This is a genomic window from Streptomyces sp. NBC_00209, assembly GCF_045206345.1.
Classification (GTDB): domain Bacteria; phylum Actinomycetota; class Actinomycetes; order Streptomycetales; family Streptomycetaceae; genus Streptomyces.
The window spans coordinates 6,230,912-6,245,236 of the sequence record NZ_CP108121.1 but is presented as its reverse complement, the minus strand read 5'-3'; the positions used below and the strand labels follow the sequence as shown (position 1 = coordinate 6,245,236).

Sequence of the window (14,325 nt, the reverse complement as noted above, 5' to 3'; positions counted from 1 at the left end):
CAAACGACGCGCGGGGCCACACCGTGCCGGGGCCCGGACGGCCGCCTCCACCTCGGCACCGGCGCCCGCGCCGCCTTAGCGTACGAAGCAGGTCAGGACCGGCGGAGAGGAACCCATGAGCGGCACCGGACTTCCCGTGATCGCGGCGCTCGACGGCTCCTCGCACAGCTTCGACGCGCTGGACTGGGCGGCCCGTGAGGCGGTCGTACGGGACTGGCCGCTGCTCATCGTGCACGTCCGGCAGCTGGCCCGGCGCACCGACCAGGAGGCGCAGGAGCGGGAGGCGGGCGAGCTGCTGGCGTCGGCCGTGCGCCGGGTGGCGCGGGTCGCTCCCGGGCTGCGGCCCACGACGCTCGCACCGCTCGACTTCCCGTCGGCGGCGCTGGTCTCGCTGAGCCGGGACGCCTCGCTGCTGGTGCTCGGCTCGCGGGGGCTCGGCGGGTTCCGGTCCCTGATGCTGGGGTCCAACAGCCTGGCGACGGCGTCCATGGCGAAGTGCCCCGTGGTGATCGTGCACGGCGGCCGGGACGACGAGGAGCCGGCCGGTGAGGAAGCGGGCGCGGTCTTCCCGGACATCGTCGCCGGGGTGGCCGCCGACGAGAGCAGCGAAGGGGTGCTGGACTTCGCCTTCGAGACGGCGGCGGCACACCCGGGCGCCCGGCTGCGCATCGTGCACGGCTGGACGATGTTCTCGTCCGTGCTGTCGGGCGGGCCGGTCTTCGACCGGGACGCGGCGGCGGACGCGGCCGAGCGGTCACTGGCCGAACTCACCGCCGGCCGGCGTGCCCGGTATCCGCAGGTCGAGGTCATGAAGGAGCCGGTCAACGGTTCCGCGACACGCACCCTGGTCACCGCGTCCGCGACGGCCTCGCTGACCGTCATCGGGCGACGGCGGGGCGGGGAGTCGCTGGGCCTCGGGCTGTCGCCGGTGGCGCACACGACCCTCACGCACGCGATGGGCCCGGTGGCCGTCGTCCCCTGCTGAGAGCCGGGCCGCGTCCACCGGTCCACACTGGGGAAGAAGACCGGGATCGGATGCGGACGGACCTGCCGGAGGGTGGGGCGAGGAGGCGGGGCATGGGGTCGTGGGCCGGGTGGCGCGAGCGGGGCGCACGGGGGCTGGACCGGACTCCGGGGCGCGTGGCCGCAGCGCTGGTGGCCGGTGCGCTGCCGGCTCTGGCCTTCCCCGCGCCCTCGCTGTGGTGGTTCGCCTATGTCTGCCTGGTCCCGCTGCTGTTGCTGGTCCGGTCCGCCGGGACGGGGCGCGGGGCGGCGCGCGACGCGTGGCTGGGCGGCACGGGTTACATGATCGCCGTGCACCACTGGCTGATGCCCAGCCTGCATGTGTTCATCGTGATCCTCGCGGCGCTGCTCGGTCTGCTGTGGGCACCGTGGGGGCTGCTGGTGCACCGGCTGCTGCGGGGTCCGGTGGGCGGGTGGGCGGCGGTCGCGGCGGTGGTCGTGGTGCCGTGCGGCTGGCTGATGATCGAGCTGGTGCGGTCCTGGGAGGCGCTGGGCGGCCCGTGGGGGCTGCTGGGGGCGAGCCAGTGGCAGGTGGAACCGGCGCTCCGGCTGGCCTCGGTGGGCGGGGTGTGGCTGGTGAGCCTGCTGGTGGTGGCCGTCAACACGGCGGTGACCGTACTGCTGGTGCACTCCGCCGCCCGGGCCGTCGCCGCCGTGTCGCTCCTGGTGGGGGCGCTGGTGGCCGGGGCGGCCTGGATGTGGGCGCCGCAGCCCGAGCGGACGGGCACGGCCAGGGTGGCCGTCATGCAGCCGGGGATCGTGGAGGGGCCGGGGAGCATTCAGCGCAGGTTCGACCTCAGCGAGGAGCTGACGCGGTCGCTCGCCGGCAAGGGCGTCGACCTGGTGGTGTGGGGCGAGAGCAGCGTCGGCGTCGATCCGGTCCGGCGGCCGGAGATCGCGGCCCGGCTGGCGGCGCTGTCGCGGTCGGTGGGCGCGTACGTCCTGGTGAACGTGGACGCCCGGCAGACCGACGCGGCGGGGCGCACCGGGATCTTCAAGAGCGCTGTGCTGGTCGGGCCCCGGGGTCTCACCGGGGACCGGTACGACAAGATGCGGCTCGTGCCGTTCGGCGAGTACATCCCGGCCCGGTCGGCGCTCGGCTGGGCGACCTCGATGGGCCGGGCGGCGGGCGAGGACCGGCTGCGCGGCACGGGCCCGGTCACGATGCGGGTGCCCGGCGCGGACGGACTGCGCCTCGGCCCGCTGGTCTGCTTCGAGTCCGCGTTCCCGGACATGAGCCGGCGTCTGGTCCGGGACGGGGCGGGGCTTCTGGTCGCCCAGTCCTCCACCTCGTCCTTCCAGCACGGCTGGGCACCGGGCCAGCACGCCTCGCTGGGCGCGCTGCGGGCTGCGGAGAGCGGGCGCCCGATGGTGCACGCCACCCTCACGGGCGTGAGCGCGGTGTACGGCCCCGGGGGTGAGCCCGTCGGTCCCCGCCTCGGCACGGACACCAGCGGCACCGCCGTGTTCGGCGTCCCGCTGGCCCGGGGCACGACGCTGTACGTCCGCCTGGGCGACTGGCCGGTGTACGGGGCGCTGGGAGTGCTGGCCGTCTTCTGCGCGGCGGAGGGCGTACGGGGGGCGCGGGCCCGGAGGCGTACGCGGGCGGCGGCGCGAACCGTTTAGGGCGTGTCGAGTTCCCTGAGGACGCGTTCGCACAGTTCGTGGGTCTCCAGGGCGTCCCGGGCGCTCAGCTGTCGGCCCTCGCGGACGGCGTCCAGGAAGGCCAGCACGGCCTGCTCGATGCCGCGCTGACGGGCCACCGGGACCCAGTCGCCGCGCCGGCGCACGCTCGGCTGGCCCTTGTGGTCGATGACCTCCGCGAGGTTGTGCACCTCGCGCTTGGAGTCCTGGCCGGACACTTCGAGCCGCTCCTCGGTCGAGCCGCTGAGCCGGTTCATCGCGCCGATCGCGGTGAAGCCGTCGCCGGAGAGCTGGAGCACCACGTGGTGCAGCAGACCGTCCACGAGCCGGCCGCTCACCACGGTGCGCTCGACGGGGCCGGGTACCAGGAAGCGCAGGGTGTCCACGACGTGGATGAAGTCGTCGAACACCATGGTCCGGGGCTTCTCGGGGAGCCCGACCCGGTTCTTCTGCAGGAGGATCAGCTCGCGCGGGTGCTCCGCGCACTGGGCGTAGCCCGGGGCCAGCCGGCGGTTGAAGCCGACGGTGAGGGCCGTGGAGCGCGCCTCGGCGAGCTCCACCAGCCGGGTGGACTCCTCCAGCGTGTACGCGAGCGGCTTGTCGACGTACGTGGGGATGCCCGCGTCGAGCAGCCGGCCCGCGATCTCGGGGTGGGCGGCGGTCGAGGCGTGCACGAACGCGGCGTCGAGCCCCTGGGCGAGCAGCGAGTCCAGGTCCTGGTGGCACCGGTCCGCCGGGACGCGGTGGGCGGCGGCGACCTCGGCCAGGGTGGCCGGGGTGCGGGTCTGGAGGTGGAGTTCGATGCCCGGCAGGGCGCCGAGCACCGGCAGGTACGCCTTCCGCGCGATGTCCCCGAGCCCGATGCAGCCGACCTTCACAGGGTGATCCTCTCGCTGGTCAGCGCCGTCTGCCGGGCGCCTCCTTCGTCGTCCCGGCAGCATACGTGGCGCCCGGGGGCCGCCAGTCGGCGATCCCGTCGAAGGTGCGCAGGACGAGCCCGGGGCCGAGCCGCGAAACGGTGGACATCAGGAAGTCGCGTGCGGCGACGGCCGGTGTGCTGGTCAGGCTCATGAGCCGGGAGACCCGGTCGGCCTTGCGGACGACAGCGGAGGTACGCGGCAGCCGGTCGGCGGTGTACGCGGCGAGGCCGGCGCCCAGGTCCCGGCCGGGGGCCACGTGGTGGGCGAGGACGATGCCGTCCTCGATGGCCTGGTTGCCGCCCTGGCCGAGGGTGGGGGCCATGGCGTGGGCGGAGTCCCCGAGCAGCGCGGTGCGGCCCCGGTGGAAGGCGGGGAGCGGGTCCGCCATGCGGTACACGTCGTTGCGGAGGATCTCCTCCGGTGCGGTGGCGGCGATGATCCCGGGGACCGGGTCGTGCCAGTCGCCGAAACGGCGCAGGAGTTCGGCCTTCTCGTCGTCGGCCGCCCGGGCCCCGGCAGGGGCGGTCGCCGCCGCGTAGGCGTAGATCCTGCCGTCCTTGAGCGGCTGGGTGCCCCACAGCGCGCCGCGTCCCCAGGTCTCGTGCGGCGGGAAGGGGCGGTCCGGGGCCGGGACGACGACGCGCCAGGTGGTGAAGCCCGCGTAGGAGGGGCCGGGGGCGTCCGGGAAGAGGGCGCTCCGTACACCGGAGTGGATGCCGTCGGCGCCGACGACGAGTTCGGCCTCGATCGTCCCCGTCGGCGTACCGACGACGGCGGGGGCGCCGCCCGCGGTGCCGGGGTCGGCCAGGCGGGCCGGGCAGCCGGTGCGGATGGCGTGCGCGGGGAGCCGGGCGGCGATGCGGTCGATGAGGACGGAGCGGTGCACGAGGACGAGCGGGCCGCCGAAGCGCTGGGCCGCCGCGGAGGCGTCGGTGCGCGCGAGCCAGCGGCCGGACGGCGCGCGCATCCCGCCCTCGCCCTGCCAGGCGGCCAGGGACCTGATCTCGTCGCCGAGCCCGACGACGTCGAGCGCGCGGTGGGCGTTGGGGGCGAGGCCGATGCCGGCGCCGACGGGCTCCAGGGAGCGGGCGCGTTCCAGCACGGTGACCTGCCAGCCGGACCGGTGCAGGGCGAGCGCGGCGGTGAGCCCGCCGATCCCGCTGCCGATGATGACCGCACGGGGCATGTCCATGGCTCTTCCTCCGGTCCGAGACACGCGGTAACTACATCTGTAGTGACGCCATCCAACGTACTACAGCTGTAGTTGCGACGGTAGATTGATCCCATGACCGCACGCCCCACCGGCTCCGACCGGGCCGGACTGATCGCCGACGCCGCGCTCGCCCTCCTCGCGGAGCGCGGCATGCGGGGGCTGACGCACCGGGCGGTGGACGAGCGGGCCGGACTGCCCCAGGGCTCGACGTCGAACCACGCCCGGACCCGGCAAGCCCTCCTGGAGGCGGCGGTGCGACGGCTGGCGGAGCGCGAGGGACGGGTCCTCGCACCCGGCGGACTCGGGGCGGGCACGGACACCGGCGAGCTGGTCGCGGGGCTGGCCCGGGCGCTGCACCGCTATCTGACGCACCACCCGGAGCTGCTGGTCTGCCGGTACGAACTGGCACTGGAGGCCACCCGCCGCCCCGAGCTTCGGGAGTTCTTCGACGCCGCGGGCATGCAGTTCCGCGCGCCCCTCGTGGCGCTGATGACCGCGGCCGGGTCGCCGGAACCGGAACGGCACACGCTGTCCCTGGTGGCCTGGTGCGAGGGGCTGATGTTCTCGTGCGCGGCCGGCTCCTACCACCGCTCCGTACCGAGCGAGGCGGAGCTGCGCACCGGCTTCGGCGAGCTGCTGCGCGGAATGCTGGGGCCCTGACGCGCCGTCGCGGCGGCGCCGTGCTGACCGGTGTCACTCGTGCGGGCGGATCCGGCACGACGGAGGCATGGACCGGCCTCCGGCCCCGCAGAGTTGATCACGTGCAACGAACGAGAACCGCCGTGAAACTCCTGGCCTGCCTCGCGGTCGCGGCCCTGTCCGGATGCGTGTCCGTCCAGCCGCACCCGGCCGCGCCGCCGCGCCCCGGGGCCGGCCGCCCGGTCCACGACCTGGCCCCGCAGACCGCCGGACCGCCGGTCCACGACACGCTGGAGGCCGTACCGAAGGCGAAGCCGTCCCGCGCGGCCTCGCCGTCCGCCGTGCACAGGCCGTCGCCGGGGCGCCCGGCCGCGCCCCTGGGCGAACCGCGCCTCGCGCTGCCGCAGCGGCCCGCGCCCGCCCCGGACCTGCCGCTGCCACGCCGGATCGCCCCGCCCCCTCCCGCACCCGTCCTGCCCGCGCCCGGCGACGGGTCCGGGGTGTGCGATCTCGGCAGGGGCTACGGCCACTGGCCGGCGGGCAGCACGCAGTCCCGGATCTGCGACCGCACCTACGGGCGCTGACGGGGCGGCGGCCGGAACGCGCCGGTCACCACTCGCGCAGCCGCCGTTCCAGCCGGCCGATCGCCGCCCGGACGCCGCCCCCGTAACCGTCGTCCGTGCTGTCGTCGGCCAGCACCGCCGAGGCCGCCCGGGCCCGCTCCAGGTGGTCCCGGGCGGCGCCCGGGCGCTGGAGCTTCATGTAGTCCGCGGCGAGGTTGAGGTGCAGCAACGGGTAGAAGGCGCGCATCGCCAGCGCGGCCCGGTCTCCGGCCGCCCCTTCGTCGGCCAGGGCCCGGGCGGCGGTCAGCGCGCGCAGGTCCCAGGCCAGTTCGTCGGCCGGGTCGTCCTGCGTATCGGCCATGTAGTGCGCCAGGGTGCACCGGTGCAGGGCGTCGCCCTCGTCGCCGATCTCGGACCAGAGCACGGTGAAGCGGTTGCGGGCCTCCTCCCGGTCGCCTCCGTGCAGCAGCATGACCGCCTGGCCGATCCTGGTCATGAAGACGTCCTCCGACGCCTCCCGCTGCTCCGTCACCACGGCCTCCTCGCGCCCGTCCGCCCGAAACGGGCGGTCCGGCTCCCGACGCTAGCCGCCGGGACGGGCGGACGCGTGGAGGCTCGGGGGCGGCTCAGCCCAGGTCGGGGATGCGCCAGTCGATGGGCTGGTGGCCCTGCTGGGCGACGGCCTCGTTTATCCGGGTGAACGGGCGGGAGCCGAAGAACTTCTTCGCCGACAGCGGCGAGGGGTGGGCGCCCTTCACCACCACATGGCGCTCGGTGTCGATCAGGGGGAGCTTCTTCTGCGCGTGGTTGCCCCAGAGGACGAAGACCGCCGGGTCGGGGCGGGCGGCGACGGCCCGGATGACGGCGTCGGTGACCTTCTCCCAGCCCTTGCCCTTGTGCGAGTTGGCCTCGCCCGCGCGGACGGTGAGCACGGCGTTGAGCAGCAGGACGCCCTGCTCGGCCCACGGCATCAGATAGCCGTTGTCCGGGACGGGCAGGCCCAGCTCCTCCTGCATCTCCTTGTAGATGTTGCGCAGCGAGGGCGGGGTCTTCACACCGGGCCGCACCGAGAAGCACAGGCCGTGGCCCTGGCCCTCGCCGTGGTAGGGGTCCTGGCCGAGGACCAGGACCTTCACCTGGTCGTACGGGGTCGCTTCCAGGGCCGCGAACACCTGCTCCCGGGGCGGGTAGACCGGTCCGGCGGAGCGCTCCTCCTCCACGAACTCGGTGAGCTCCTTGAAGTACGGCTTCTGCAGCTCTTCGCCGAGGACGCCGCGCCAGGACTCGGGCAGCAGGTCGGTGTCGGTCACGTGAACAACCTCCGGTAAGCAATCCGTTCTTGCTCCCAGAACCTACCGGCCCCCACTGACAACGCGGTCCGGGCGGGCCACCGGGGCCCGCCCGCGCGCGGTGCTACCAACTGGCCTTGCGGTACAGCTCCCACATCTGCATGACGGTCTGCGGGTCCAGGGCGCGCTCGCCGCCGCCGATGTCCTCGCCTGCCGCCACGTACAGCTTGCCCTGCCACAGCGGCAGCAGCCGCACGTCGTCCACCAGGATCTTCTGGGCCCGCTCGAACTGCTGGCCGACCGCGCCCCGGTCGCTCTGCTTGCGGGACTGGGGCAGCAGCTGCTTGGTGATCTCGTCCTGCGCGTACGGCATGCCCGTGACGCTGTTCTTGCCCACGAAGGGGGCGATGAAGTTGTCCGGGTCCGGGAAGTCCGGGAACCAGCCTCGGCCGAAGACCGGGTACTCGCCCTTGGTGAAGCCCTCCTGGAAGGTCTTCCACGGGCGGTGCTTCAGGGTGATGCGGAAGAGTCCGGACGCCTCCAGCTGGCGCTTCAGTTCATCGAACTCGGGCTCGGTCGAGGAGCCGTAGCGGTCGGTGGTGTACCAGAAGGTCATGGGGACGGGCGTGGTGATGTGCGCGTCGGCCAGGATCTTGCGGGCCTTGTCCTTACTGGGGTTGCCGAAGGTGTCGAAGAAGGTGGTGGTGTGCGTGGCGACGCCCTTCGGGACCATCGAGTACAGCGGTTCGGCCGTGCCCCGGTAGACCTTGGCGACGAGCGCGTCCCGGTCGACCAGCTGGGCTATCGCCCGCCGGACGGCCGGTTTCCCGGCGGCGGGGTCGTCCGGGTTGAAGACCAGGAAGCGGATGTCGGCGCCGGTGGACTCCACGATCTGGAGGTCGCCGCCCTCCCCGTTGCTGTTGCTCTTGCTGTCCTCGATGCTGACGACGTCCTCGGCGGACAGGCCGCGGTAGGTGGCGTCGATCTCGTTCTTCCGGAGCGCCTTCACCATGGCGCCGGAGTCCTTGAAGTACCGGATGGTCACGGCGTCGTTCTTGCGGTCGGCGAACCCCTTGTAGTCGGGGTTCTTCACCAGTTCGGAGCGGTCGCCCTGCTCGTAGGAGTCCAGCAGGTAGGGGCCGGAGCCGGTGACCTTGCCGTCGTCGCGGATCTTGTGCTTCGCGTACGCGCTCGGCGCGACCAGGGACATGGCCGGGGTGGCCAGCACGAAGGGGAAGGTGGCGTCGGGCTTCTTCAGGTTGAAGATGACGACGTCGTCGCCCTTGGTCTCGACCCGGTCGAGGGAGCCGAGCATGCCGACGGGTCCGCCCTTGACGCCGATCTCCGAGATCCGGTCGATCGAGTACTTCACGGCCGCCGCGTCCAGCTTGTCACCGTTGGAGAACTCCAGCCCCTTGCGGAGCGTGCACCGGTAGGCAGTGCTGGTGCGATCGGTGAACCTGCACTCCTCGGCCGCGTCCGGCTCGGGCTTCGTACTGCCGGTGGGGAAGCTCACCAGGGTCTGGAACACGTTCCGCATCAGCTCCCAGGAGCCGTCCCACGCCGCCGCCGGGTCCAGGGTCGAAGGCTCACTGGTCGTCCCGACGGCGAGCTTCTGGTCCACCTCCGAGCCGCTGCCGGGCAACAGCCCGCAGCCGGCCAGCAAGGACAGGGACGCAAGGGCTGCAGCGGCTTGCAGACTGGCCCGGTAGAACACGTGCACGCTCCTCGATCAGCCATGGGTCGGCAGACCATACCGCAGCGCCCCGCCGGGTCAATCCGCTGGCCCGACGGGGCACTTGAGGCAATCGTGGCCATATCGGCCCAGGCAGGATCAGCCGACTCCGGCATTCAGGAAAATGCCGCCGTCCACCACCAGGGTCTGCCCCGTGATCCACGCGGACTGGGCGGAGGTGAGGAAGGCGGCCGCGCCGCCGATGTCCTCCGGCACGCCGAGCCTGCCGAGAGGGTAGGCGGCCGCCGCCTCCTCCTCGCGGCCCTCGTACAGCGCCTGGGCGAAGCGGGTCTTGACGACCGCCGGAGCGATCGTGTTGACCCGGACCACCGGCGCGAACTCGTGTGCCAGCTGGAGGGTCAGGTTGACCATGGCCGCCTTGCTCATGCCGTACGCGCCGATGAAGGGCGAGGCGGAGACACCGGCGACCGAGGCGATGTTGACGATCGCCCCGCCGTTCTCCTTCTGCCACGCCTTCCAGGTCTGCTGGGCGAAGCCGAGCGCCGAGACCACGTTGGTCTCGAAGACCTTGCGGGCGACGTTCAGGTCGAGTTCCGCGATCGGCCCGAAGACCGGGTTGGTGCCGGCGTTGTTGACCAGGAAGTCGACCCGGCCGAACGCCTCCATGGTGCGCGCGACGGCCACCGCCTGGTGCGCCTCGTCGTGCGCCTTGCCGGCGACGCCGATGACCCGGTCGGCGCCGAGCGTCTCGACGGCCTCCTTGAGGGCGTCCTCGTTGCGCCCGGTGATGCACACCCGGTCGCCGCGCTCCACGAGGGCCTGCGCGATGCCGTAGCCGATGCCCCGGCTCGCGCCGGTGATCAGCGCGACCTTTCCGCTGTCCTGCACAGTCATGATGTCCGCAGCCCTTCGGGTCAGTTGAGCGGTCCGCCGGCCACGTACATGACCTGGCCGGAGACGAAGCCGGCGGCGTCGCCAGTGAAGAAGGCGATGGCGTTGGCGATGTCGTCGGGGAAGCCGACGCGCTGGACCGGGATCTGGGTGGCGGCGGCCGCCTGGAACTCCTCGAAGCCCATGCCGACGCGGGCCGCGGTCTGCGCGGTCATCTCGGTGACGATGAAGCCGGGCGCGACGGCGTTGGCGGTGATGCCGAACTTGCCGAGCTCCTTGGCGAGGGTCTTCGTGAAGCCCTGGAGACCGGCCTTGACCGCCGCGTAGTTGGCCTGGCCTCGGTTGCCGAGCGCCGAGGAGGAGGACAGCGACACGATACGGCCGAACTTGGCGTCCACCATGTGCTTCTGGACGGCCTTCGCCATCAGGAACGCGCCCTTGAGGTGCACGTTCATCACGGTGTCCCAGTCGGACTCGCTCATCTTGAAGAGCAGGTTGTCGCGGAGCACGCCCGCGTTGTTGACGAGGATCGTCGGGGCGCCGAGCTCGGCGGCGACCCGCGCGACGGCGGCCTCCACCTGGGCGCTGTCCGACACGTCGCAGCCGACGGCGAGGGCCTTGCCCCCGGCGGCCGTGATCTTCTCGACGGTGTCCTTGCAGGCCGCCTCGTCGAGGTCGAGTACGGCGACGGCGCGGCCCTCGGCCGCCAGACGTACCGCGGTGGCCGCACCGATGCCCCGGGCCGCTCCCGTCACGATGGCTACGCGCTGCTCGCTGGTCGACATGCTTGGCTCTCCTCGCCCTTGGATAGCGGCTCAGCGGACGTCGGGGGCTCCGGAGGGAAACCGCCCGATGACTGAGCAACCGCTTAGTACCTTCAGCAGACGAGACGCTAGAAGCCCTGGCACCCGGTGTCAACGGGCCACGGGCGCAGCGGCGCATGTCACACTCCGCCGGGCCGCCGGCACGCGGGCGCGGACGGCGGCCGGGGGCTGGAGTCAGCGCACCAGCAGGTCGAGCAGCCGCTCCAGCTCGGCCTCGGGATCGGCGGTGAGGCCGCTGTGCACGGGCCCGGGCTGTACGACGGTGGAGCGCGGCGCGATCAGCCAGCGGAAGCGCCTGCCCTCGTCGTCGCCGGCGGCCTGGCCCGCGTCCGTACCGCCGCGGCAGATGCCCTCGACGGCGTGCAGCGCGGCCCGGACCCCGGTCACGTCGGCGCCGGGGTCGAGCGCCTTCAGCTTGTTCTCGTCCAGCTCGGTGCGGGCGGCCACGAAGCCCTTGGCGCGGCAGTAGACCACCACCCCGGCGTTGAAGCACTCCCCGCGCTGGACGCGGGGGACGACGCGCAGCAGCGCGTACTCGAAGACATCGCGCCCGCTCATGCCCGGCCGCCCTTCTCGCCGTCGGTGGCGTGGCCGCGCGGGGCGAGCCGTTCGGTGATCCAGCCCGGGGCCTGGGACGGCTTGTCGGGGGTGGGCGCGTCCAGGACGATGCGCTCGTGGATGGTGGCCGCGCGGGCGGCCAGCGCGTCCACGTACGCCTGCCGCAGCTCGTCGGTCGAGCCGAAGCCCGGCTCGTCCACCAGCCACTCGTCGGGGACGTCGGCCGCCACCTCGGCGAGCAGCCCGGGCGTCACCAGCGGGGCGAGCGCGGCGGCGGCCGACGCGATGTCGGGGCCGAAGGGGGCGAGGGCGTGGTCGGAGGCGTTGTACGGCTTGGCGACGGATGCCTGGACACCGGGCCAGTTGTGGTGCCAGATCATGGTGGCGCCGTGGTCGATGAGCCAGAGGTCACCGTGCCAGACGAGCATGTTGGGGTTGCGCCAGGACCGGTCGACGTTGTTGATCAGCGCGTCGAACCAGACGACCCGCCCGGCCTCGCGCGGGTCGACCTCGTAGGCGAGCGCGTCGAAGCCGAGCGAGCCGGGCAGGAAGTCCATCCCGAGGTTCAGGCCGCCGCTGGCCTTCAGCAGCTCCTGCACCTCCTGGTCGGGCTCGGCGAGCCCGATGACCGGATCGAGCTGGATCTGCACGAGCTCGGGCACCCGCAGCCCGAGCCGCCGCCCGAGCTGCCCGCAGATCACTTCCGCGACGAGCGTCTTGCGGCCCTGCCCGGCTCCGGTGAACTTCATGACGTACGTGCCGAGGTCGTCGGCCTCGACGATCCCGGGGAGCGAGCCGCCCTCACGCAAGGGTGTGACATAGCGGGTCGCTGTTACCTCTGTCAGCATTTCGCCAGGCTACCCACTGCCCGGCCGGAGGTTTCGCCTGCTCCCGTGCCACCGGGGCAGCTCCCCCAGGGTCACGGTGACTCCCTCGCGGTACGTGGTGACGGGGAGGCGGGTCGCGAGCGTCGTGGTGTCGAGGATGCCGTCGCCCCGGCATCGCGCGTTCCTCGCCCGCCCTCCGGGCGTACGACGGGACTTCGCGGACACGCCCTGCGCGTTCCGGTCAGCCACGTGCCGGCCTTGCGGCCCTCCCCCATCGATCGGGGCCACGGGCGAAGCCCGCACGGCGGGGGCCGTACCTTGGCCGGGGCGTAGATTGAACGTTCAATGCGGATCACCCGCGGCCGGCGGCCGGGGCGGGGCGGTCACCGTCAGGAGGAGATGGGTGTGGAGGACGCCACGGTGACGAGTCCGGTGGTGCGGGAACCGGCGATGACCGATGTCGCCCGGCTCGCGGGCGTATCGCATCAGACGGTGTCCCGGGTACTCAACAACCACCCCAACGTCCGTGAGCAGACCCGGCTGAGGGTGCTCGCGGCGGTGAAGGAGCTGGGGTACCGGCCCAACCGCGCGGCGCGCGCCCTGGTGACGGGCCGCTCGCGGCTGATCGGCGTGATCGCGCAGAACTCCACGCTGTACGGACCCTCCTCGCTCCTGGCCGCGTTCGAGATCGCCGCCGCCCGCCAGGGCTTCGCGGTGAGCGTGCACCGGGTGCCCGAGCTCGGGCAGTCCTCGATCACCGCGGCCGTCGAGCACCACCGCGACGAGCGCGTGGCCGGGATCGTGGTCATCGCGCCCACCGCCTCGGCCGACGCCGCGCTGGCCGGGGTGCCCGCCGAGGTCCCCCTGGTCACCATCGACGGCGACCCCGAGCGCGGCGCGCCGATGGTGGCCGTCGACCAGGAGCAGGGCGCGTACGAGGCCACGAAGCACCTGCTGGAGGCGGGCCACGAGACCGTGTGGCACATCTCGGGCCCGCCGGACTGGTTCGACGCGGCGGGCCGCATCCGCGGGTGGCGCCGGGCGCTCCAGGAGGCCGGGGCGGAGGTGCCCCCGGTCAGTACGGGCGACTGGTCCGCCGCCTCCGGGTACCGGGCGGGGCAGATGCTGGCCCGGATGCCGGAGGTCACCGCGGTGTTCGCGGCCAACGACCATCAGGCCCTCGGCGCCCTGCGCGCCATGACCGAGCGGGGGCGTGCGGTCCCGGAGCAGGTGAGCATCGTCGGGTTCGACGATGTGCCCGAGTCGGCGTTCTACTCGCCGCCGCTGACCACCGTGCGCCAGGACTTCGGCGCGGTCGCCACCACGACGCTCGACCTCCTGCTCGGGCTGATCAACGGTGCCGAGACGAAGAGCGCGCAGCCCGTCATCACCCCGGAGCTCGTCCGCCGGGAGAGCGTGCGGCCGCCCGCCGGCCGCTGATCCGGTCCACCGGCGCCGACGACGATCCGGGCCCCGCACACGGTGTGCGGGGCCCGGGCCGGTGTGTCGTGCGGTGGCGTCACACGGCTCCGGGGTTGCCGTAGTAGGCGTCCGGGCCGTGTTTACGGGTGAAATGGCGGTCCAGCAGGTGCTGCGGGGGTTCCACCGCGCCCAGGGCGATGGTGTGCAGGGCCATCTCCGCGACCGCCTCGCAGATGATGGCGTGCTCCAGGGACGTGGTGGCGTCGGCGCCCCAGGTGAACGGGCCGTGATGGGCGACCAGGGCGCCGGGCACCTCCCCCGCCCGGGTGTCGTCGCCCGCCAGGAGGTCCACGATGACCTGCCCGGTGTTGTACTCGTAATCCTTGGCGCACTGCTCGGGTGTGAGTGCGGCGGTGACCGGGACGGGCCCGTTGAAGGTGTCGGCGTGAGTGGTGCCGAGCACCGGGATCGGGCGCCTGGCCTGGGCGAAGGCGACCGCGTGGGTGGAGTGGGTGTGGGTCACCCCGCCGATCGAGGGGAAGGCCAGGTAGAGGCTGCGGTGCGTCTCGGTGTCGGTGGACGGGCGCAGCCGGCCCTCCACGACGCTCCCGTCGGCCAGCGCGACGACGACGAGGTCGTCGGCTCCCAGCGCGTCGTAGGAGACCCCGGACGGCTTGATGACGAAGACGCCGGCCTCCCGGTCGACCCCGCTCACGTTGCCCCAGGTGAGGGTGGCGAGCCCGGCCCGGGGGATGCGGAGGTTGGCTTCGAGCACTTCTCGGCGCAGCTCGTTCGATACGGTCCCGGCCACGGAGG

15 protein-coding genes are annotated in these 14,325 nt (G+C 73.1%); 5 read left to right on the top strand and 10 right to left on the bottom strand.

Annotated elements, in window-relative coordinates:
- The first annotated feature begins 115 nt into the window (after window positions 1–115).
- A complete protein-coding gene (locus tag OG867_RS28380) occupies window positions 116–985 on the top strand; it encodes a universal stress protein (protein WP_406289604.1) in 870 nt (289 codons plus the stop codon).
- Window positions 986–1,077: 92 nt separating this feature from the next.
- A complete protein-coding gene (gene lnt / locus OG867_RS28375) occupies window positions 1,078–2,649 on the top strand; it encodes an apolipoprotein N-acyltransferase (protein ID WP_406289602.1) in 1,572 nt (523 codons plus the stop codon).
- On the opposite strand, the gene OG867_RS28370 is transcribed toward lnt, so the two are convergent.
- Window positions 2,646–3,545 (bottom strand): Gfo/Idh/MocA family protein, encoded by a 900-nt coding sequence (locus OG867_RS28370; protein ID WP_406289599.1) that lies wholly within the window; start codon window positions 3,543–3,545, stop codon window positions 2,646–2,648. The genes lnt and OG867_RS28370 overlap by 4 nt on opposite strands.
- A 19-nt stretch (window positions 3,546–3,564) precedes the next feature.
- On the bottom strand, window positions 3,565–4,779 hold the full coding sequence (locus OG867_RS28365; protein ID WP_406289597.1) for an FAD-dependent monooxygenase: 1,215 nt from the start codon (window positions 4,777–4,779) through the stop codon (window positions 3,565–3,567).
- A gap of 93 nt (window positions 4,780–4,872) precedes the next feature.
- Here OG867_RS28365 and OG867_RS28360 point away from each other — a divergent pair, with 93 nt between their 5' ends.
- Together OG867_RS28360 and OG867_RS28355 are read left to right on the top strand one after the other, a co-directional pair.
- Window positions 4,873–5,460 (top strand): TetR/AcrR family transcriptional regulator, encoded by a 588-nt coding sequence (locus tag OG867_RS28360; protein WP_406289595.1) that lies wholly within the window; start codon window positions 4,873–4,875, stop codon window positions 5,458–5,460.
- A gap of 101 nt (window positions 5,461–5,561) precedes the next feature.
- The gene (locus tag OG867_RS28355; protein ID WP_406289593.1) at window positions 5,562–6,023 is read left to right on the top strand and encodes a hypothetical protein; all 462 of its coding nucleotides are present in this window, start codon (window positions 5,562–5,564) and stop codon (window positions 6,021–6,023) included.
- Between the two features lie 25 nt (window positions 6,024–6,048).
- Here OG867_RS28355 and OG867_RS28350 read toward each other — a convergent pair whose 3' ends face one another.
- From OG867_RS28350 to OG867_RS28320, 7 genes are all read right to left on the bottom strand, one after another.
- Window positions 6,049–6,534 carry a hypothetical protein gene (locus tag OG867_RS28350; protein WP_406289590.1) on the bottom strand — a complete coding sequence of 162 codons (486 nt, stop codon included), beginning with the start codon at window positions 6,532–6,534 and terminating at the stop codon, window positions 6,049–6,051.
- A gap of 94 nt (window positions 6,535–6,628) precedes the next feature.
- Window positions 6,629–7,312: a uracil-DNA glycosylase gene (locus OG867_RS28345; protein ID WP_406289588.1), complete on the bottom strand. Its 684-nt coding sequence runs from the start codon at window positions 7,310–7,312 to the stop codon at window positions 6,629–6,631.
- 103 nt (window positions 7,313–7,415) lie between these two features.
- A complete protein-coding gene (locus OG867_RS28340) occupies window positions 7,416–9,008 on the bottom strand; it encodes an ABC transporter substrate-binding protein (RefSeq protein ID WP_406289585.1) in 1,593 nt (530 codons plus the stop codon).
- A 117-nt stretch (window positions 9,009–9,125) separates the two neighbouring features.
- Window positions 9,126–9,881 carry an SDR family oxidoreductase gene (locus OG867_RS28335; protein WP_328899121.1) on the bottom strand — a complete coding sequence of 252 codons (756 nt, stop codon included), beginning with the start codon at window positions 9,879–9,881 and terminating at the stop codon, window positions 9,126–9,128.
- Between the two features lie 20 nt (window positions 9,882–9,901).
- Complete coding sequence (gene fabG, locus OG867_RS28330; protein ID WP_328899122.1) at window positions 9,902–10,663, bottom strand: 3-oxoacyl-ACP reductase FabG; 762 nt, start codon at window positions 10,661–10,663, stop codon at window positions 9,902–9,904.
- Between the two features lie 213 nt (window positions 10,664–10,876).
- Complete coding sequence (locus OG867_RS28325) at window positions 10,877–11,260, bottom strand: DUF3037 domain-containing protein (RefSeq protein WP_406289582.1); 384 nt, start codon at window positions 11,258–11,260, stop codon at window positions 10,877–10,879.
- Window positions 11,257–12,108 (bottom strand): HipA family kinase, encoded by an 852-nt coding sequence (locus tag OG867_RS28320; protein ID WP_406289579.1) that lies wholly within the window; start codon window positions 12,106–12,108, stop codon window positions 11,257–11,259. Before OG867_RS28320 ends, OG867_RS28325 begins: the two co-directional genes overlap by 4 nt.
- Window positions 12,109–12,486: 378 nt before the next feature.
- Here OG867_RS28320 and OG867_RS28315 point away from each other — a divergent pair, with 378 nt between their 5' ends.
- On the top strand, window positions 12,487–13,527 hold the full coding sequence (locus tag OG867_RS28315) for a LacI family DNA-binding transcriptional regulator (protein ID WP_406291201.1): 1,041 nt from the start codon (window positions 12,487–12,489) through the stop codon (window positions 13,525–13,527).
- Window positions 13,528–13,606: 79 nt separating this feature from the next.
- On the opposite strand, the gene araD is transcribed toward OG867_RS28315, so the two are convergent.
- Window positions 13,607–14,320, bottom strand: a complete 714-nt coding sequence (araD, locus tag OG867_RS28310; RefSeq protein WP_406289577.1) for an L-ribulose-5-phosphate 4-epimerase AraD — start codon at window positions 14,318–14,320, stop codon at window positions 13,607–13,609.
- Between the last annotated feature and the right edge of the window lie 5 nt (window positions 14,321–14,325).